Raw genomic sequence first — 19,404 nt, 5'->3', positions numbered from 1 at the left:
TCGGGGAAATTTATTTTGCGAATAAGCAGAGGTGATTTAAGAAGCGCATGTATCATAAATGCCGCAAGAGACACTTCTGTCTCACAATACAGTACGCAACAATCAAAAATTACTAACTTCTTATGAATATTGATTTAAATAGTTTCATGTTTTTAAAATTTTTTTTATTATCCATTTTAATATTTCTTTTTCCTGGATTTCTGTCTCCGGGCTGGTATCAATTTTTATATCACTAAACCGGATTTCAGCACGGGCCATACTCTTATGTCCGCCGGCCGGCCCCATATCTCCGAAAGCTTTTTGAGCTGTATGACCAGCATCCCTGCCAAAGCCGTCATTTCTGAAAATGACAACCAGCTTTTTATTATAAATACCGGAAACAATGCTCCAGCTCACCGAACTTACTCTCATGAAAAAGTCAGCTATAAGCACACAGACGTCGGGATTTATCACTTTGCCAAGATGCGCAAAAACCTTTCTTTTTTTAATTACTTTATGCTCCAGGGCTTTTGAAAAGTATTTAAGAAATTCAGGTTTTATATCCGCCTGTTCGATTCTTGTAGCCATATGAAGGTTGGCATGTTGGTACAAAAACTGAAACGCACGTATGTCTTCAATTATGGTTTTACGAACAAAATTATTTGTATCTGTTTTAATGGCATAATAGAGGCCTGTGGCAAGCTTGGCAGAAGGGGTTATCTTGGCCGCCTTTAAATATTCAACCATAATTGTTGCAGTTGCGCCGTATTCAGGCCGAATATCTGAAAAATTGATCCCGCTGGAGGAAACCGGGTGATGATCAATTACAACATCCGGTTTGACCTGGCGGAAACTCTCATTGTGCTCAGGCTGTGAATCCACAATCACAAAACGATCAAATTCGCTTAAATGAATTTTATGAAAATTGATTAAATCCAGGCCTAAAATCCTCACCAACAAAATATTATCAGGACGCTTAATCACGTTGATATTGGTTATGGTAACTTCCGAGACTTTCCGCCATAGCAGCCTTTTGACAGCCATTGCGCTTGCAATGGCATCAGGATCGGCATTGATAAGAATAAGAACGCGATCTTTGCCTGAAAATTGTTTATAAAAGCCTTTTAGTTTTTCCGCTGCAGTTTTTGTCATTTTTGAAATATGCAGAACCTGAACTTGATACTCCGGGACCCTTTAAAAAGTACTAAATCAGATATGTTACAAATTCGTATCATGAATCAATTTAAAATAATAGTGATAAGTTCATTAAAGTTGCTGCGTTTAAGACAAACCGTATAAATTCAGTACGTCATGCGTAGAGGCGGGCATATCCGTCAAGGTGGCATAGACTTTGCCATATTTTTGTGTGAAAAGGTGAAAAAATAAATTAATATAAGGGGGCAGATATGTTACAATTTAAAGATTTAAAAAAGGATAGAAATCTTATTAATGAAATAGACTGGGAAATGACTCCCGAAGAGGCGGTAAGACTTTATCTTGAATGGGGCAATAATAGCTGGACCGGGAATAAGTACCCGGTTCGTTCAAAAAATGATGTTTCACATTATTTTGTGGTAAATACATGGAAGGAAACACCGAAAATTTTTTTAATAAAAAGAAATTCAGAGGAGGCTGAAGAGCTGGCCGAGTTTGAAATGCCTGAAGATATCAAAAAAAAATTTCTGGGCAGCAATGGACGACTTAAAGGTGTTTATTCGCTTGAAGGATATGTGAAAAAGTGGTTACAAAAGGAACTTGGACGTATATAATAAAAAATGAATATTATTTTAAAGGAAATTTAAAATGAATAATCTTGATGCGATTTTTTCACCTGAGTCTGTAGCTGTTGTGGGGGCGTCATCCAAACCGGGAAAGGTCGGTCATGATATTTTCAAAAATATCCTTTGGGGAGGTTACACCGGCACCCTTTATCCTGTAAACCCGAAAGCAAAATCAATTTTGTGCGTAAAAGCACTGCCCGGTCTGCTGAATATAGAAGACAAGGTTGATCTTGCAATGCTGATTATTCCTCCAAAACTGATCATAAAGGCTGTGGAAGACTGCATTAAAAAAGGCGTAAAAGGAATAGTGGTTGTCTCTGCCGGATTTCGTGAGGTTGGAAAGGAAGGCCTTGAAATAGAAAACAGGATTGCCGCTATGTGCAGGGCGGCAGGTATACGCCTTGTGGGCCCAAACTGCCTGGGTGTTATTAATCCCCATTCATCAATCAGGATGAATGCAAGTTTTGCTGCGAGAATGCCTGCCGTCGGAAATATATCTTTTATTTCCCAAAGCGGCGCTTTATGCACGGCTGTTCTGGATTTTGCCGACGACAGAGGGTTTGGATTTTCCAAATTTATATCAATCGGCAACAAGGCCGATGTGGATGAATTTGATCTTTTGAGATACTATCATAATGATCCTGACACTGATGTAATAATGATGTATATAGAAGAGCTGAGGCTTTGCGGTCAGGAGTTTATCGATGAAATCAAAGAAATAACTTCCGGAAATAACCCTACTCCTATCCTTGTTATAAAATCCGGAAAAACATCTGCCGGAGCAGCCGCCGCATCATCCCATACCGGCGCAATAGCCGGGACGGAGGCTGTATATGATGCCATTTTTGAAGAAGCGGGAATTATCCGGGTGGATACAGTAAACGAGCTTTTTGATTATGCTGAAGCTTTTATTCCAAAAAAAATTCCACGCAGCAACAGTATAGCAATTGTAACCAATGCAGGAGGCCCCGGTATTGTTGCCACGGATATGACAGAATCAGCAGGACTTAAACTGGCAAAGCTGGGGAAGGAAACTGTCAATGCACTTAAAAGCCATCTCCCGGCAACTGCAAACACTCATAACCCAATAGACGTTATCGGTGATGCATCAATGGAAAGATATGAAAAGGCGCTTGATGCGGTCATAAAGGATGAAAATGTTGACGGCGCCATGGTTATTCTTACTCCCCAGTCCATGACGGATGTCACGGGAACTGCAGAAGCTGTTGTTAAAATTGCAAAGCGTACTTCAAAGCCGGTTGTATGCAGTTTTATGGGAATATTTGATGTTTCGGCAGGAGTTAAAATATTGCAGCAGCATCATATCCCCACCTACACTTTTCCGGAAAATGCAGCCAAAGCCCTTGGAATTTTAAACACCCGTTCCAAATGGCTGAACAGGCAAATCCTTGCGCAGTATGAGTTTAAACATGCTAAAGAAAAGGCCGGGGAAATTATTAAAGGCTGCTTTAATAGAAAACAGATGTATCTTGGAGAGCTGGATGGCCTGGAAGTTTTAAAAAGCTATGGCTTTACTACACTAACCACAATCCTGGCCAAAGATGAAGAAGAAGCTGCAAAAACAGCGGATCGTATAGGTTATCCGGTTGTTATGAAAATAGTCTCTCCACAGATAATCCATAAATCTGATGCCGGGGGAGTAAAAGTCGGTCTGAAAAATGAAGATGAAGCAAGGAGAGCCTTCAGGGATATTGTTAAAAGTGCAAATGCGTTTAATCCTGATGCGGCAATCGATGGCGTGCTTGTACAGGAAATGGCCCGGCCGGGACATGAAGTGATTCTTGGAATGAACAGGTACCCGGTTTTCGGTCCGCTTATCATGTTCGGAATGGGTGGAATATTTGTTGAAATATTCAAGGATGTCGTCTTCAGGATAGCCCCTATTGGCAGGAATAACGCCCGAACTATGGTAAAAAGCGTAAAAGTTTTTCCCATGCTTGATGGCTTCAGGGGCACCCCCAAAGCTGATATTGAAGCGCTTCAGCAAATGATTGTCAGCCTTTCCGATCTTGTATTGGATAACCCCGAGATACGGGAACTTGATATAAACCCTCTGCTTGTACATGAAGATGGACAGGGAGTTACGGTTGCGGATGTACGAATTATTTTATCAGAACCGGACCCTGAGTGTGCCCTTGCAAAAAACTGCTGATAAAATATCATATATATTTTTCAGACGCTCACGCAGATTTACTTTTTACATTGTTTTACCATAATATCAAACAATTGATAAATGACACGACAATAGATTTTTCCTATTAAAACCGGCCTTACTATCGTTATTTCAATCTTTACAAATCGTAAATTCCGTTTTATATTCCACCTTCCTTATTTTTCATACTTAAATCAAAAAGTATCTTGTCATTGCGATGGAAAGCAATCTCGTGCGCATGGGATTGCTTTGCCGGACTTATTTGCCCGGGCCGCCAATTTTTGAGCGACCCCTTATCATAAATTTAAATTATTTTCAGGAGGAAAAAATTTGAAACGAGTTTTATGTAATTCATTTGTTTTATTATTTCTGTTATTCATTATAATCAATACATTGTGCATTCCCACTTTTGCCGCTGAAAAAAGTTCGGAAATTGAGTTATTAAAAATCAGGTTGCAACAGATAGAAGAGATGAAAAACATAGAGCTTGATGAACTCAAAAAAAGAATCGAGGCGCTTGAAAAGGAAAATAAACAACAAGCGGAAAAAGTTAAAGAGGTTGGAGAACTTAAACAGAGTGTCGGCAACCTGGAAAACAAGCTGGAAAAAAATGAACAAATTTTGAGCGGGATTTCCGGTTTGGTAACAGATCATAAGCTGAAGTTAGGCTTGAAAACCCAGTCCTGGTATCAGTTTGTTGAAGACGGCACGAAGGACGGCGATAAAGATTTACATGATTTTATGTTCCGCAGGTTTTATTTTTCATTAAAGGGAGAGGTAATTCCGAACCTCGGTTTTTTCGGCCATATTGCTGCTGACAGAATCGGACAGGACGGCTTGAATAATTCCGGCATGGGTTTAGGATCTGGAATAGCCGTAAGAGACGCCTGGATCTACTATAATTTTGACGAAGCCTTTAAAGTACAGATGGGAAGAATGTATATCCCTTTTACCAGATCTTTTGGAACCGAATCGACCTTTGCCCTTCTCACGCTGGATCTTCCATTTACCCAGGGAGGTATAAGAGGAGCCCCGTTCTTTACAAGCAAAGTAGGCAGGGACGATGGAATAGTCTTTTGGGGAAATCCCTTGAATGGAAAATTACAGTACAGACTTGGCATATCAGAGGGTGTTGAAAACGATGACAACCCGGATGATAGCCTGAGATATGCAGGCAGGGTATCATTTAATCTCCTTGAACCCGAGACATCCTGGTTCAACAAGGGTACCTACCTGGGGAAAAAGAAGGTCCTGGCGATAGGCGGCGGCTGTGATTACCAGAAAGACCTTACACTGGATGATAAGAAAGATCAGAACAACCTCGGCTGGACAATAGATCTCTTTTTTGATCATCCGGTGGGATGCGGAGCTATAACTGCGGAAGCCGCATATATTGATGAAAAAAATGTAACCCAGGAATTAAAATATAGCTGGCTCGCAGAGGGAGACGACGCGCAGATCTATTATATCCAGGGAGGCTATCTTTTGCCGGGCAATATCGGCCCTGGAAGGCTCCAGCCCTATTTTCGTTACGAGCGGCTGAATGTCGAGCATCGTCCGGATACCTCCTTTCCCAGCATTGGTCTAAATTATTTTCTTAAAGGACATAATGCCAAGATTACTCTTGACTGGACCATGATCAATCAAAAGAAAGATTTCAATGCTGCCGACAGTTACAGTGGAGACGACCAGAACCTGATTACCTTGCAGGTAGCTGCCGGTTTTTAAACTGCATTTTCAAAAATGAGAAGGGAGGATGAACTTTTGGGCCATATAAAAAATATATTCAGCAGCATATATGGAATTATAAGTGTGGGGGCTTTGATCGGTATCTTGGCAGCTCTCCTTCAAAAGCTTGGCAACCCTGGAAATATGGGGATTTGTGTAGCCTGTTTTGAGAGGGATATTGCAGGCGCAACAGGACTGCACCGGGCGGCAGTTGTCCAATATATACGCCCGGAAATCATAGGTTTTGTTCTTGGTTCTTTGATTGCAGCATATATCTTCAAGGAATTCAAATCCAGAACAGGTTCCGCTCCGGTTGTAAGATTTGTACTGGGAGTCTTTGCCATGATAGGCGCCCTGGTCTTCCTGGGTTGTCCATGGCGGGCCCTGCTGCGGCTTTCGGCTGGTGACGGAAATGCAATATTCGGCATGGCGGGTCTCATTGCAGGCATCTGGATAGGTACTCTTTTTCTTAAAAACGGGTATAACTTGGGGCGCACGGCCAGGACATATGCTTCAGTTGGATGGCTTATGCCCTTGACCATGTTGGGTTTTTTGACACTCATGCTCATTTTTCCCCAGGTAAAGGGCGAGGCCAAAAGCGGAATCCTTTTTTACAGTCCTAAAGGACCGGGAGCGCATCATGCACCCCTTATCATATCCCTTGCAGCCGGTCTTGTCATAGGGTTTCTGGCGCAAAGGAGCCGTTTCTGTACCATGGGGGCATTCAGGGATCTTATGCTGTTCCGGCAGGCCCATCTTTTTTCAGGGCTTATTGCTTTATTGGTCTTTGCCTTTATAACCAACCTGATTGCCGGCCAGTTCCATCCCGGATTTGCGGGCCAGCCGGTGGCGCATACCATGCAGGTCTGGAACTTTGGCGGCATGGTGTTGTCTGGTCTGGCCTTTGTTCTGGCAGGGGGGTGTCCCGGACGCCAGCTTTTCCTTGCGGGAGAGGGAGATGGAGACGCAGCGGTCTTTGTGTTCGGCATGATTGTCGGAGCAGGATTTTCCCATAACTTTGGTCTCGCAAGTTCCCCAAAGGGAATAGGACCGCATGGAATTGCAGCCGTGATAATCGGACTTATTGTCTGTCTTTTTATAGGTTTTACCATGAGAAAAAAGATTGCGTAACGAGTGAGGACTTAATAATGAGTAAAATCGTTGATGCTCGAGGGTTATCATGCCCCCAACCTGTAATTATAACCATGGATGAAATCAAAAAACAAAATTCAGGGGAGATCGTTGTCCTGGTGGATACGGATACATCCAGGGAGAATGTCGGACGGGCCGCAGAAAACCAGGGGTGGCAGGTAAAAGATATTAAAGAAGAGGATGATGGGTATCGGATCACCATCATGAAGGATTAAAAATTTGGGCTTTCTAAATTTTTTCAGACTCAGCCGTTCAAAATCAACTGGCGGACAGCACGTCCAGGTTCGTGGAATCCTGGTTTTTGAGAATACCAGCGAGGTAATCCGGGCTGAAAATATTTTGAAAAAAAATGGGTGGCAGATCAAGGTGGTGGGGCCGCCGCCTGAGATCAGGACGGGGTGCGACCTGGTGATTGAATTTCCCTTGATCGAGGAACTGAACATACTCCGGTTACTTAAAGAAGCAGATGTTTCACCAATAGAAGTGGTTCCTGTTAACAACCCACTCTTAAAGCCCGTTGACCTGTTTCAGATAAAGGATTTCGGCAAGCACCTGATGGTCCGCGCTGCCAACATGAAATTGACCGTTGATAAGGAAACACTCACCATTGTAAATGTCTCGGGCGGCGGCTGTCCGGATGTTCCCTATCTTGCCTGTGAAATGGTGGGGAAATCCCTTCAAGGAGCTCCAAGCCCTAATGAAATCGGCCATACCTTGTGCGGTTATGCGCTTCAACTGTCCTGTGAGGAAATGAAACGCATATGCTTGCGGTGATAGGCACTATTCCTGATACTGCCTTTCCCATGGTAAAAGGTGAGGTTTTTCTTGAAAATGAGATGATCCGTATCCGGGATAGATCCGCCCCGGTAAACAGGGGGACGGCTGCCTTGATTGCCGCTGCTGTAAAGACATCGGAATTTCTTGGGCAAAGCTTGCCCTTCGCCTGTCTTGCAGGAGATATCGGTCTGGGAAAAGGGAGCAGACGTATTTATCAAACCCTTGTCAAAGAGATTGGCAGCGCTGAAATTACTACAATTGTTTTTCATTACCTCCAGCCGGACGTTGATTGGCATAACAAGGTTCTTTTTGCAATAGATGATATGTCAAAAAGGCCTATTTTAATAGCGGATGCAGGTTTTATGTATGCTGCCAAGATGAGCGGGCAGGCCGGAGCATATGACCTTTTCACTCCTGATATGGGGGAACTGGCCTTTCTTGCAGATGAAAAAGCCCCACATCCCTTTTATACCAGGGGCTTTATCCTTCATGAAGACAACCGCGCGTCCGAATTGATCAGCAGGGCATATGCGAATGAAAATGCAGCCAGGTATCTCCTTGTCAAGGGAAGAGAGGATTATCTGGCAGACCATGAGGGTATTCTTGCCAATGTAAAGATCCATATAAATGAGTCCATGGAGGCTATTGGAGGAACCGGGGATACGCTTACCGGGATTGTTGCAGCGTTTGTCGAATCAGGAATGAAAATCAAGGATGCCGCAATCACGGCAGCAAAAGTAAACAGATTGGCAGGGTATAATGCAAAGCCTACACCCGCTACACAGGTTACGGAGATCATAAATCATATACCATCCGCCCTTTCTGAAATCCTGCGAAATAAAAAAACAGCAGCTACTTGAGTTAAAAGGCTCACCGTTTTTTTCCTTTCACTTCATCATTATCGTGCAAACTACTTTGATTGTCTTTTAGATGGAAAAACATAATCAGCTCGCCTTTAAATAGTTATAATTATCCGTATTCACAGGCAATACAAAAAATAGAATTAATTTATTTTAAAATTATAAATGCGGTTACCCTGTGGGGATTACTCTAAACGTCTTGACAAATAACCTGCAAAAAGATAAATTAATTTGCAATATGAAATTGTAAGATTTGTTAAGTGAATAATTTGAACAAACTGTCCTATTTTTGAGATTGACACTATTTAAAAATTAATTTCCCGGATTAAGATATTTTTATCTTAAATTCCGTGGGAATTTACAAGTTTTATAAAAAAGCCACGAAGGCATTACAGTGAAAAATTTCTGTTTTAGCATTCGTGGCTTTTTTTGTTGGGAGAGAATCGTCCCGTAGCAAGGATATGCGGCTCCCTCCCTGAAATAAAGCACCCTCGGCGTGACGGACACTTTAGCTTATTGATATCACCGCGTTATTCTTCCGTCAACTTCGAGGGTATATTAATCTCGAAGTTGTTAATGGAGGATAGAAAAAGGAACAGCCAAATCTACGGCTGTAAGAGCCCTGTCCGCGATCCTCCCTGAAATTGAAGTGATCAATAACTGCTCTTTTCAGCTTGCGCCGGAAGATGAGCATGCTATAAAAAAGGTGAAAAAAGGATCGAACCCGGGCTTCTTGCCGGTGCTCACAGGGGATACTCTATATGGACGAAGTCAACCTGCTTGATGATCATGTAGTTGATCTGCTTCTGGATTCCGCAGCCATGGGCGTTAATACGATAGAGCGGGAAGGGGTCTCCTTTTCTCATGCAGCCCGGTTTACTTTGGTGGGCACCATGAATCCGGAAGAGGGTGAGCTTCGCCTGCAGCTTCTTGATCGTTTCGGTTTATGCGTTCATATAGAGGGTATCCTCGACCCTGATGCCCGTGTTACCATTATGGAGCGGAGGGTTGCTGATGATGATCCCGCGTCTTTCTGTAGTAGATGGGAAAACGATTCAAAACTGATAGTTGAAAAAATAAAAAAAGGAGTGGATCTATATCCCAGGGTAACCATCGAACGCGCCCTTCTACTGGAAATTGCTAATTACTGCATAGACGTTGGAGTCGACGGGCATAGAGGAGATATTATAATGCTGAAAACAGCCAAAATCCTTGCAGCATTCGACGAAAGAGAAAAAGTAGTTAAAAAAGATATCGAAAAAGCAGCCGAACTCGCCCTGCCTAACCGCGTGCGGCGTCAGCCGCTGCAAGACATTGTGGTTGACATAAACAGCGCAAATAGGGGACGTCCATTTGTAAATAAATAACTTGACATTGCGTGCCTGATTTTATATTTTTTTCCTATGCCAAGACTTGCCCGATTAGATCCTCCTGGGGTTATACATCACGTTATTATTCGTGGAATAGAGAGCCGTAAAATATTTCGAGATAATAAAGATCGAAACGATATGCTTGATCGCCTTTCGGTTTTGTTGCCTACCACGAATACATCGTGCTATGCTTGGGCTTTATTGTCAAATCATGCGCATTTTCTGTTCCGCTCAGGAGACCAGGGGATTTCGAATTTAATGCGGCGGCTATTAACAGGGTATGCGATTATGTTCAATCGTAGACACAAACGCCATGGTCAACTTTTTCAAAATCGTTACAAATCTATCATCTGCCAAGAGGATATATATTTAAAGGAGTTGGTTCGTTATATCCATCTAAATCCATTAAGAGCAAAGATTGTTCAAGATATTAACGGGTTGAATAGATATAAATATAGTGGGCATAGCGTCCTGATGGGGAAAAAGAATTGCGATTGGCAGGATATAAAATATGTGCTTTCCAATTTTGGAAAAAGTATATTAAAGGGAAAACAGAACTATTCTTCTTATGTGAAAGAAGGTTTAGATCAAGGAAGACGCCCTGGGTTGGTTGGTGGAGGACTAGTAAGGAGCCTTGGTGGTTGGTCTGAGATCCGGAAGTTAAGATTGAAGGGTCAAGATCGCACGAAGGGGGATGAACGGATACTTGGGGATGGCGATTTTGTGATGGATGTTTTATCCAAAGCAAATGAGCGGATAGATCGCCGCTATAAATTAAAGAGTCTTGGATATACTATCGAAAGTCTTGAGCAAAGAGTTTTAGAGCTTTATCAGATTGAGAAAGAGGCGTTATACTCAAAAAGCAGACAAAAGGCGCGCGCGGAGGCCAGAAGTGTGTTTTGCTATTGGGCGGTACGGGAGTTGGGATTAGAAGGGACTCGTATGGCGAAGCGCTTAAACATGAGCCAGCCAGGGGTCGCCTATGCAGTTAAAAAGGGAGAAAAGATTGTTAAGACTAACAATTTTCAAATGGTTGAATAATTACTGGATTACAAATGGGCGTCCCCAGTTGGCCCCACTTAGTGAATGAGGAGATATTTAATAAATAATGAAAAAAATTGGCTTTATAGGTGCCGGTAATATGGGAGAAGCATTTATTGGTTCTATCATCAAATCAGGCATTTTCCCCCCTTCATCAATCTCGGCAAGTGATATCAATAAGGAACATTTAAAATTTTTGAAAAGCCAATATGATATTTCGGTTACGGATGACAATTTCAGGCTTTTTACAGAAAGTGATATCGTTATTCTTGCGGTAAAGCCCCAGCAGATGGTGCGGGTACTTTCCGAGATTATCGTTCAAAAAGCTTACAATGTTACCAGGCGTAAACTTGTAATTTCAATAGCAGCCGGAATTACTATCAAAAAAATCGAAGAGTTACTATATGGGCCGCTGGATGAAAACCAAAGGGGCAACCTCCCTATAATCAGGGTTATGCCCAATACCCCGGTACTTGTTTTAAAAGGGATGTCCGGTTTAAGCCCTAACCGATACGTGACCCAGGAAGAACTTGATGCGGCCAGGACTATTCTTGAAGCAACCGGAAAGGCTCTGGAATTTAGCGAAAAACTGATGGATGCCGTTACAGCCCTTTCGGGTTCAGGGCCTGCATATGTTTTTTATATGGTTGAGTCTATGATTAAAGGCGGCGTCGATGCAGGTCTTACTCCGGAGGATTCCCGCACTCTTTCCATAGCTACATTAAAAGGTGCGCTTGCGCTGATGGAGGAACTGAAGGAACTTCCTGAATCTTTACGTGCAAAAGTTACATCTCCTGGAGGTACTACTGAAGCGGCTATACAGGTAATGGAAGATGGCGGTATAAAGAAAACAATTATTAAAGCCATAGCAGCCGCTGTGCAGCGCTCCAAAAATCTTGGACAATGAGATCTTGGGAAATGAAACATTGGAGTCATATAAATACTCTCCTGAGGATCGCAATAGGTATAATCTTTGTATGGGCCAGCTATGGTAAAATACTTGACCCGGAAAGCTTCGGAGATATAATTCGAAATTACAGAATTTTGCCTGAGATTTTGATCAATCCCGTATCTGTAATCCTGCCCTGGGTTGAAGCGTTGGCAGGAATTCTGCTTATATCGGGGTTTCTTGTAACAGGAGCCTCTATGGTCATCAACCTTATGATGTTCACGTTTATTTCGGTTTTTCTGATCAATATTTATCGTGGCATAGATGTAAGCTGCGGATGTTTCAGTCTATCTATAGAGACAACCAAGAGTATGTATCGTTATTTAATCAGAGATTTTATTATTTTTTTAGCGAGTATATGGGTCTTTATTTACAAACTCAGAACTGATAAATATATCTTGTCAGATAATTACCCAATTTTAAAATTTGGCACAATGCCAGAGGGAGGAAAGCGTAAGGATCAGTGATGTAATTCTATTTCAATTCTGCGGTTTTTTGCCCTTCCCCCAGGGGTTGCATTAGAGGCTACAGGATTTTCCGGCCCCATGCCTATGGTGTCGATTTTTAGAGGGTCAATACCCTGGCCGATCAAATAGCTTTTTACGTTATTTGCTCTGAACCTTGCCAATAGTTTATTGTAGGCTTTATTGCCGGAAGAGTCGGTATACCCTTTTATTATGACTTCAGCATCAGGATATAGTAAAATTCTTTGAATGAATCTGTCTATCATCGTATAAGATTCAGGTACCAACTCATCAGAATTTTGAGAAATATTGATTGTCAACTTGTCATCCTGATAAGGTTCCGGCAATGTCTTTGCAAGGCCGGGAGGATCATCTTCTTTATTTTTATTCAGAGTGTCAGAGCTAAAGGCACTCTCTCCCATGTCGGATTCCGTCGGAACTATTTCAGCAGGCGTATCTTCAGCATCGCTTACTGAAGGAGCGGGATTTTCCTTATCGTTCATTCTATCATCAGCATTTACAATATTCGCTTTTGATTTGGCGGAATAGAGAGGTTTTCTTTCATCTTTATCGAAAAAATAATTGTATCCGCCGGCAATCAACAGCAGGATCAGCAGCGTCGCATATATAGGCACCAACCTGGCAAACTTTCTTCCGGTACCAGCAGCTCCATGGTCATTTTCCTTTTTGCTGCTTACCTTTGAGAGCGTGAGATCTTTTGCGGATTCTTTGATAATTGCGGCATCAATTGTGCCTTTTTCTTTAACAAATCCGGTTAAAAGAGCGCGATTACAAATAACATTAATACGCCGGGGATAACATTCTGAGAAGGAGATAATTTCACGGATTGCACCTGAATTGAAAAGGACCTTTTCGGTTCCGGCAACACTTAAACGAAACTGAATATAATCCTTGATATCGTTCTTTTTTAAAGGTCCTATATCATACCTGGTGGTTATTCTTTGTAATAATGCCCTGTTCCTTGTCTCCGCAAGGATTTTATTTAATTCATTCTGCCCCACAAGAAATATATTTAAAAGCTTTTTATCCTGCTTTTCTATGTTAGATAACAGGCGTATCTCTTCCAGCATTTCATGGGAGAGTCTCTGTGCTTCATCGATTATCAGAAGCACTTTTTTATCTGCCTTATTTGCCTTGTGCAGAAAATGTATAAAATGAACCAGAAAGTCACCCTTGGTAGTGAAACTTTTGCTCATCTTAAAGTTAGTCGCAAGAAAATTATAAAAATCAAGAACATCCAAACCCGGATCGGTTATTTTGGCCACAATAGTACTTTTATCCAGAGTCTCCAGAAATCCATTGATAAGCGTTGTTTTACCGGTTCCCACATCCCCGACCAGAAGTAAAAATCCACTATTGTCAAGTAGCCCATATTTTAAAATGGCAAGGGCCTCTTTGTGCGTTTCCCCAAGCCACAAGAATGCGGGATCCGGGCTTATCTGAAATGGCTTTACATTTAAATTATAATATGAAAGGTACATAATTGTTTGAAACTCGTCATTAATTTGAAATTAAATTTTAATGGTATGCTAATAGCCGAAATTTATATATCCTTTATTTCTCAAAAAATCAAATAGCAGGTTTAACAGCCATCATAACGTATAAAAAATTGTTAAAAAATGAAAAATAGAAAAATTAAAAAAGGTATCTTTCGGAATTTATTTTGTGTCATAATAATTATTTTCGCGTCAATTTGCTATGGATCTTCTAGGGATACAGATGAAATAAAAAAAATACAACCTGATCTCATAGAAAAACCTATTATTACAGAAATAAAGACTGATAATAGCGCAATTAAGCTGGATAACTCCTCAATAAGGATGAAAGCTGATATTATACTTGTTATAGACAACTCCGGCAGTATGAAAAAAAATGATCCAAAATTTATAACAAGGGATGTCGTTACCGAACTACTCAACAATACAGGTGAAGGATTTCGCCTGGGTATGCTGATATTTGATCAAAAGGCAAGACTGGTCGAACATCTTACAGATATGAACAACAAGGACGCCACGGCAAAATTTTTCAAAAGCCTCAACAACATAAATTACAAAGGCCTTTTCACTGACACTCCGGCAGGAGTGGAGCGAGCCATTTATGAACTCAAGATCCATGGCAGAGAAGATGCCATAAAAATTCTTATTCTTTTAACCGACGGTATTATAGATACGGGTAACAAGGAACGGGATGTTGAAGGAGAAATGTGGCTTAAAGATCATCTTGCCGGTGAAAGCAAAAAATTGGGGATCAAAATTTTTGGTATTGCCTTTACAGATAAGGCCGACTTCCGGCTCATTCAGATATTGGCATCAAAGACAGGCGGAGAATATTTCAGAGCCTTTGGCGCTGAAGATATTCCTGGTATATTTAAAAAGATAAATGCAATAATAACAAAATCTCAAGCCGGGGCGGAACCAGTGTCTACGGATACCCGTAAATCCGGGCTCCTTGAAAACCGACCTGTGGAGATTGAGAGCGGCAAGGAACTATCAACCCGGAACCAAACAATTCCCGATGAAAAAATAGTAGAGCCGCCACTTGACTTATCAGTGCAAAAAAAAATGAATGGAACAACAGCGGCAGAAAACAAAAAGCCCTTTACAAAATCGAGCGCCGCCGACAAGCTCTTCAAAAAACAAAATGATAGAGCGCCGATCAATTATACAGTAGTTATATTTTTTTCTATTATATTAGTCATTTTGCTGATAATCTATAAACGGCAGAAAGACAAAATCAAATCTGACTCTTTACAAGAATTACAGGGCGATAACTCCGCATATCATCCGCTTTTTCAAGCAGAGCTTATAGATGTAGATCATATAACTGCTAAAGAATCCGTATCTTTTATTTTGAACAAACAAACGGTACGCATAGGCCGGGACCCAAACAACGAGATTATCATTCCCAGGGAGTTCATATCCAGCCTGCATGCTACCATTGAATACAAAAACGGTTATTATTACCTGGAGGACTACAGAAGCACCAACGGGACCTACCTTAATAATAGAAAAATCTCACAAAATAGTCCTGCAAGACTTAAAAGCGGAGATACGATCCATTTTGCCAAATGTGAATTCCGATTCCTTATGCACGATCAGGCGCCTTATGGAGAAACCGTTATGATCCAGACTTAGGAACTGGAAATAAATAACTCAAGTCCCTTAAATTAAATAATTCGATTGATTTTTTTTCAACAAGCAGATAAAAAGCTGATATTAAGAAAAAAATTTATCTATGGATTTTCAGATAATTACTTGATTTTAGAATTTGAAACAAGGCCAGAGGGAGTATGGGTTCAAAATCTTAAACCCATACTCAGCCGACCGATAACGCATTGAAATTATTTAGTATCTGCTGAATTTCTTTTTTATGAAAGAAATGCTTTGCTATCCATAGCAGTATATGCCATTTTTTAAATTGCAGCTAAATGGTATTTTAAGCACTCTAAAAAGGATAGGAGGTATTCTGATGATAAAAAATACTTTTGAAGAAGTTCTTTCTGATGAATGGGTGAAAGCAAATATAACCAATCCAGTTCAGGAATTGGTTATTATCCGTGGGATAATTCCATGGCAAAAAATGATTACAAAGTTGTGTAAATTTTATAACACCAGTCAGGGTGCTTTTGGAAAATCTCTCAGGATGATGACAGCGATTTTGATTTGTATAAAATACTATCAATTAAGTGATAGGCAAATGGTTAAGCATATAAAAGAAAACCACTATATTCAATATTTTTGTAACATCACAAATGAGGAATTGCAAACATGCCTGGATCCGAGTTCTATATGTGTATTTCGAAAACGTATAGGTGAAGAAGGTGTTGAAATTATAGAAAAAGAAGTTTTTGAGGTTCTACGCAAAGCTGGGATAATACAGGGTGATAATGCTATGATAGATTCAAGCGTATTGAAAAATAACGTTATCTATCCAAATGATGTACATTTAATTTTTAAAGCTTTTGACAAAATGAAACAATTTGCCGTTTTGCATCAAATCTCCTTGTGGTGGGACAATAATGAAGTAAAAAAATTATGGCGAGAATTTTTTTTGAACAAAAAACAAAACCGTTTGGAATGGTTACTCAAATTTAATATATTATTTATTCCTGCTCTAAAAATATTTGATAAAAAAGTTGAATCATTAAAGACCACAAAGAAAAAACAAATAAAAGCTGACAATATGTTTGCTATTCTTACTATTCTTGAAGCACAAACCTTAGAAAAACTCGAAGGTAAAAAACAGATAAAAAACCGGATTGTATCCATTGATGAACCGGATGCCCGCCCGATTGTAAAAGGAAAAGAGCATCCGAAGTGTGAATTCGGCACAACAATGGAAATGACTTTCAATAGGGAAGGATTCATGATTACCATTGAAAATTTTATCGGTAATCCAAATGATAAAACGCTTTTTGCTGGAACACTCGAACAGTTCAAAAAACGGATGAAAGGCGAACCGGAAAATATTATTACCGACCTTGGTTACAGAAGCAATGGTAATTTTAAAATTGCAGACAATATCAGTAACGTTTTTTTGGGGCGTAAAAAAGATGTATCCGAAGAAAAACAGAGTTTTTGCTGTAAAGCCCGTTCAGCAACAGAAGGTTTCATAGCTATTGCAAAAAATATTAGAGGTTTTGGATGCAGTCTTTATAGAGGATTTGAAGGAGACCGTATATGGTCATTGCTTTGTCAAACCGCTTATAATCTTAAAAAGTTTATTCAGCTTCTAATGGGAGAAAAGATTGAAGAAAAAAAACTGATGAAACTCGGGCTGGCATAAGCCGAACAAGGATTTTATCAAAAATAGTTGATTTTAAAAAATATGCGGATAGGAGAGGTGCGTCTATAGGTGTTAACAATTTGCCGTTTTTTACCAAAATTCAATTAAAATACCACAAATGAGCTTAAAATTTTAGATTAAAATTCTCTATGATTAATATATGAACAATGCTGATATACTATGTTATTATCGAAATTCAGCGGATACTATTTATGTGGAAATCTATAAACCGAATGAGGAATTTAAATGGATGAAATCGCTAAACTTAGGAATGTAGCTATAGTAGGTCACGGTGGAGCCGGTAAAACATCTCTTGCAGAAGCTATGCTTTATAATGCCGGTGTCACAAACAGACTCGGACGCGTAGAAGATGGAAACACTGCAATGGATTTTGAGCCTGAAGAGCTTAAGCGGCAGGCAAGTTTAAGCAGTGGTTTTTATCAGTATGACTGGGCAAAAACTACAATAAGCCTTATCGATACACCGGGAGATCAAAATTTTTTTTCCGACAGCAGACTTTGCATGCAGGCCGCAGACGGAGCCGTGGTTGTAATAGATGCTGTTGACGGTGTGAAAGTCCAGACAGAGCAGGCTTGGGAATTTGCTGATGAATTTAATCTGCCTTGTATGATTTTTATCAATAAGCTGGATAGAGAGAGATCTGATTTTTTACGAACATTTAATGATGCAGCAGAATCGTTTAAGCCTAAACCTGTTGTTTTCCAGCTACCCATAGGAAAAGAAGCCGATTTTAAAGGTATTGTGGATCTTATCAGCCTGAAAGCCTTTAATTATGATGATAACGGAAAAGCCGCGCCATGCGATATACCTGCGGATATGCAGGAACAGGTTGATGCTGAAAGAGAAGCGCTTGTTGAAAATATTGCGGAATCCGATGATGAACTGCTGGAGCGATATCTTGAAGGCGAAACTCTAACTGACGATGAACTGAATACAGCCTTAAAAAAAGGCATTCTTACACGAGAGCTTGCGCCCGTCCTCTGCGGTTCGGCAACCCAAAATATCGGGATAGATCTTTTAGCTGATTTTATCGGCAACTGTATGCCTTCACCATTAGAGAAAGCTCCGGTGCTTTGCACGGATCCCGACGGGAAAGAAGAAATAGAATGTAAACCTGATCCGGATGAGCCCTTTGCGGCCTTTGTATTTAAAACAATAGCAGATCCCTATGCCGGGCGTTTAAATATATTTAAGGTAATTTCAGGCACACTGGGCGGGGACGGCAACTTTTTAAATACAAACAAGGATGCTAAAGAAAGATTCAACCAGCTTCTTATCCTGGCCGGGAAAGAACAGAAACCGATCAATCAGGCGCTGCCGGGATCAATTATCGCTGTAGCAAAATTAAAAGAAACTAAAACAGGCGACACAATCTGTGATCCTTCAAGGAAAGTTAAATTCAAGTGCGCCAAGCCTCTGCCGGCTTTAATCTCTTTTGCCGTTTCAGCCAAAAACCAGAGTGATGAAGATAAGGTATTCATAGCTCTTAACAAATTGCTTGAAGAAGATGTTGCTCTAAATCTCGACCGGAACGTTGAAACCAAGGAAATATTAATTTCCGGAAGCGGCCAGGTGCACATTGAGGCTATTACCGAAAAACTGAATAGAAAATATAATGTTGAAGTTCTGCTCAACACTCCCAAAGTACCCTACCGGGAAACCATCAAGAAAAGGGTCAGGGTGCAGGGCAAACATAAAAAACAGTCCGGTGGTCATGGTCAGTTCGGTGACTGCTGGATACAGGTGGAACCTCTGCCGAGAGGAGGAGGGTTTGAGTTTGTTGATGCAATTGTGGGTGGGGTTATCCCGAAAACTTATATTCCGGCTGTGGAAAAAGGTGTTGTTGAAGCATGTCAGAAAGGTGTCTTGGCAGGCTTTCCATGTGTCGATTTTAAGGTAACCCTTGATGACGGTTCATACCATTCTGTTGATTCATCGGAAATGTCTTTTAAAATTGCAGGTGCCCTGGCTTTCAGGACTGCAATAAAGGAGGCCAAGCCCGTACTTTTGGAACCGATAATGAAAGTAGCCGTTATAACGCCTGACGAATTTATGGGTGACATTATGGGAGATCTGAACGGCCGCCGCGGCAGAGTTTTGGGAATGGATACCAAGGGAAAAAACCAGGTCATTAACGCCAATGTTCCTCTTTCCGAATTTTTGACATATGCACCTGACCTGAGATCCATGACAGGCGGACGCGGTATGTTTACAATGGATTTTTCACACTATGATGAAGTTCCCGCCCAGATAGCCGAAAAGGTTATCGAGGAAATTAACAAAGAAAAAGAAGAGAGTTAACC

At 40.9% G+C, this 19,404-nt stretch carries 16 protein-coding genes; 14 read left to right on the top strand and 2 right to left on the bottom strand.

Annotation, left to right across the window (positions count from 1 at the left end):
- Positions 1-144 precede the first annotated feature (144 nt).
- Positions 145-1,131 carry a DHH family phosphoesterase gene (locus BuS5_RS17300; protein WP_027353700.1) on the bottom strand — a complete coding sequence of 329 codons (987 nt, stop codon included), beginning with the start codon at positions 1,129-1,131 and terminating at the stop codon, positions 145-147.
- 254 nt (positions 1,132-1,385) lie between these two features.
- Between BuS5_RS17300 and BuS5_RS17295 the strand changes: the two genes are divergently transcribed.
- The 11 genes from BuS5_RS17295 (at position 1,386) to BuS5_RS17245 (ending at position 12,277) form a co-directional block, all read left to right on the top strand.
- Positions 1,386-1,748, top strand: a complete 363-nt coding sequence (locus tag BuS5_RS17295) for a DVU0772 family protein (protein ID WP_027353701.1) — start codon at positions 1,386-1,388, stop codon at positions 1,746-1,748.
- 34 nt (positions 1,749-1,782) lie between these two features.
- The gene (locus tag BuS5_RS17290; protein ID WP_027353702.1) at positions 1,783-3,933 is read left to right on the top strand and encodes an acetate--CoA ligase family protein; all 2,151 of its coding nucleotides are present in this window, start codon (positions 1,783-1,785) and stop codon (positions 3,931-3,933) included.
- Positions 3,934-4,263: 330 nt separating this feature from the next.
- Complete coding sequence (gene extI / locus BuS5_RS17285; protein ID WP_027353703.1) at positions 4,264-5,661, top strand: selenite/tellurite reduction operon porin ExtI; 1,398 nt, start codon at positions 4,264-4,266, stop codon at positions 5,659-5,661.
- Positions 5,662-5,697: 36 nt separating this feature from the next.
- Positions 5,698-6,792 carry a YedE family putative selenium transporter gene (gene yedE, locus BuS5_RS17280; RefSeq protein ID WP_274427829.1) on the top strand — a complete coding sequence of 365 codons (1,095 nt, stop codon included), beginning with the start codon at positions 5,698-5,700 and terminating at the stop codon, positions 6,790-6,792.
- A 17-nt stretch (positions 6,793-6,809) separates the two neighbouring features.
- Entirely contained in the window at positions 6,810-7,028 is a 219-nt protein-coding gene (locus BuS5_RS17275; protein ID WP_027353705.1) for a sulfurtransferase TusA family protein, read from the top strand.
- Between the two features lie 4 nt (positions 7,029-7,032).
- On the top strand, positions 7,033-7,587 hold the full coding sequence (locus tag BuS5_RS17270; RefSeq protein WP_027353706.1) for a DUF3343 domain-containing protein: 555 nt from the start codon (positions 7,033-7,035) through the stop codon (positions 7,585-7,587).
- A complete protein-coding gene (locus tag BuS5_RS17265) occupies positions 7,575-8,450 on the top strand; it encodes an NAD(P)H-hydrate dehydratase (protein WP_027353707.1) in 876 nt (291 codons plus the stop codon). The genes BuS5_RS17270 and BuS5_RS17265 overlap by 13 nt, the downstream gene beginning before the upstream one ends.
- 761 nt (positions 8,451-9,211) lie before the next feature.
- On the top strand, positions 9,212-9,817 hold the full coding sequence (locus BuS5_RS17260; RefSeq protein ID WP_051374721.1) for an ATP-binding protein: 606 nt from the start codon (positions 9,212-9,214) through the stop codon (positions 9,815-9,817).
- Between the two features lie 36 nt (positions 9,818-9,853).
- Positions 9,854-10,861 carry a transposase gene (locus BuS5_RS17255; protein WP_027353708.1) on the top strand — a complete coding sequence of 336 codons (1,008 nt, stop codon included), beginning with the start codon at positions 9,854-9,856 and terminating at the stop codon, positions 10,859-10,861.
- A gap of 67 nt (positions 10,862-10,928) precedes the next feature.
- Positions 10,929-11,768 (top strand): pyrroline-5-carboxylate reductase, encoded by an 840-nt coding sequence (gene proC, locus BuS5_RS17250; protein ID WP_027353709.1) that lies wholly within the window; start codon positions 10,929-10,931, stop codon positions 11,766-11,768.
- An 11-nt stretch (positions 11,769-11,779) separates the two neighbouring features.
- Positions 11,780-12,277, top strand: a complete 498-nt coding sequence (locus BuS5_RS17245; protein WP_051374722.1) for a MauE/DoxX family redox-associated membrane protein — start codon at positions 11,780-11,782, stop codon at positions 12,275-12,277.
- Here BuS5_RS17245 and BuS5_RS17240 read toward each other — a convergent pair.
- Positions 12,271-13,776, bottom strand: a complete 1,506-nt coding sequence (locus BuS5_RS17240) for an AAA family ATPase (RefSeq protein ID WP_027353710.1) — start codon at positions 13,774-13,776, stop codon at positions 12,271-12,273. The two genes, BuS5_RS17245 and BuS5_RS17240, sit on opposite strands and share 7 nt — an antisense overlap.
- Before the next feature lie 339 nt (positions 13,777-14,115).
- Between BuS5_RS17240 and BuS5_RS17235 the strand changes: the two genes are divergently transcribed.
- From BuS5_RS17235 to fusA, 3 genes are all read left to right on the top strand, one after another.
- On the top strand, positions 14,116-15,429 hold the full coding sequence (locus BuS5_RS17235) for an FHA domain-containing protein (RefSeq protein ID WP_198012233.1): 1,314 nt from the start codon (positions 14,116-14,118) through the stop codon (positions 15,427-15,429).
- A gap of 334 nt (positions 15,430-15,763) precedes the next feature.
- Positions 15,764-17,080: a transposase gene (locus BuS5_RS17230; protein WP_274427662.1), complete on the top strand. Its 1,317-nt coding sequence runs from the start codon at positions 15,764-15,766 to the stop codon at positions 17,078-17,080.
- A 246-nt stretch (positions 17,081-17,326) separates the two neighbouring features.
- Positions 17,327-19,402 carry an elongation factor G gene (gene fusA / locus BuS5_RS17225; protein WP_027352966.1) on the top strand — a complete coding sequence of 692 codons (2,076 nt, stop codon included), beginning with the start codon at positions 17,327-17,329 and terminating at the stop codon, positions 19,400-19,402.
- The last annotated feature ends 2 nt before the right edge of the window (positions 19,403-19,404 follow it).

It is taken from the genome of Desulfosarcina sp. BuS5 (assembly GCF_028752835.1).
GTDB lineage: Bacteria > Desulfobacterota > Desulfobacteria > Desulfobacterales > BuS5 > BuS5.
The sequence above is the reverse complement of the archived record's forward strand: the minus strand, read 5'-3'. Positions and strand labels throughout refer to the sequence as shown.

Excerpts from the sequence above, each read along its gene's own strand:
- BuS5_RS17300 (WP_027353700.1), bottom strand. The coding sequence starts at position 1,131 with ATGACAAAAACTGCAGCGGAAAAACTAAAAGGCTTTTATAAACAATTT.
- BuS5_RS17295 (WP_027353701.1), top strand. The coding sequence starts at position 1,386 with ATGTTACAATTTAAAGATTTAAAAAAGGATAGAAATCTTATTAATGAA.
- BuS5_RS17290 (WP_027353702.1), top strand. The coding sequence starts at position 1,783 with ATGAATAATCTTGATGCGATTTTTTCACCTGAGTCTGTAGCTGTTGTG.
- BuS5_RS17275 (WP_027353705.1), top strand. The coding sequence starts at position 6,810 with ATGAGTAAAATCGTTGATGCTCGAGGGTTATCATGCCCCCAACCTGTA.
- BuS5_RS17265 (WP_027353707.1), top strand. The coding sequence starts at position 7,575 with ATGCTTGCGGTGATAGGCACTATTCCTGATACTGCCTTTCCCATGGTA.
- BuS5_RS17260 (WP_051374721.1), top strand. The coding sequence starts at position 9,212 with ATGGACGAAGTCAACCTGCTTGATGATCATGTAGTTGATCTGCTTCTG.
- BuS5_RS17255 (WP_027353708.1), top strand. The coding sequence starts at position 9,854 with ATGCCAAGACTTGCCCGATTAGATCCTCCTGGGGTTATACATCACGTT.
- proC (WP_027353709.1), top strand. The coding sequence starts at position 10,929 with ATGAAAAAAATTGGCTTTATAGGTGCCGGTAATATGGGAGAAGCATTT.
- BuS5_RS17245 (WP_051374722.1), top strand. The coding sequence starts at position 11,780 with ATGAAACATTGGAGTCATATAAATACTCTCCTGAGGATCGCAATAGGT.
- BuS5_RS17240 (WP_027353710.1), bottom strand. The coding sequence starts at position 13,776 with ATGTACCTTTCATATTATAATTTAAATGTAAAGCCATTTCAGATAAGC.
- BuS5_RS17235 (WP_198012233.1), top strand. The coding sequence starts at position 14,116 with ATGAAAGCTGATATTATACTTGTTATAGACAACTCCGGCAGTATGAAA.
- BuS5_RS17230 (WP_274427662.1), top strand. The coding sequence starts at position 15,764 with ATGATAAAAAATACTTTTGAAGAAGTTCTTTCTGATGAATGGGTGAAA.
- fusA (WP_027352966.1), top strand. The coding sequence starts at position 17,327 with ATGGATGAAATCGCTAAACTTAGGAATGTAGCTATAGTAGGTCACGGT.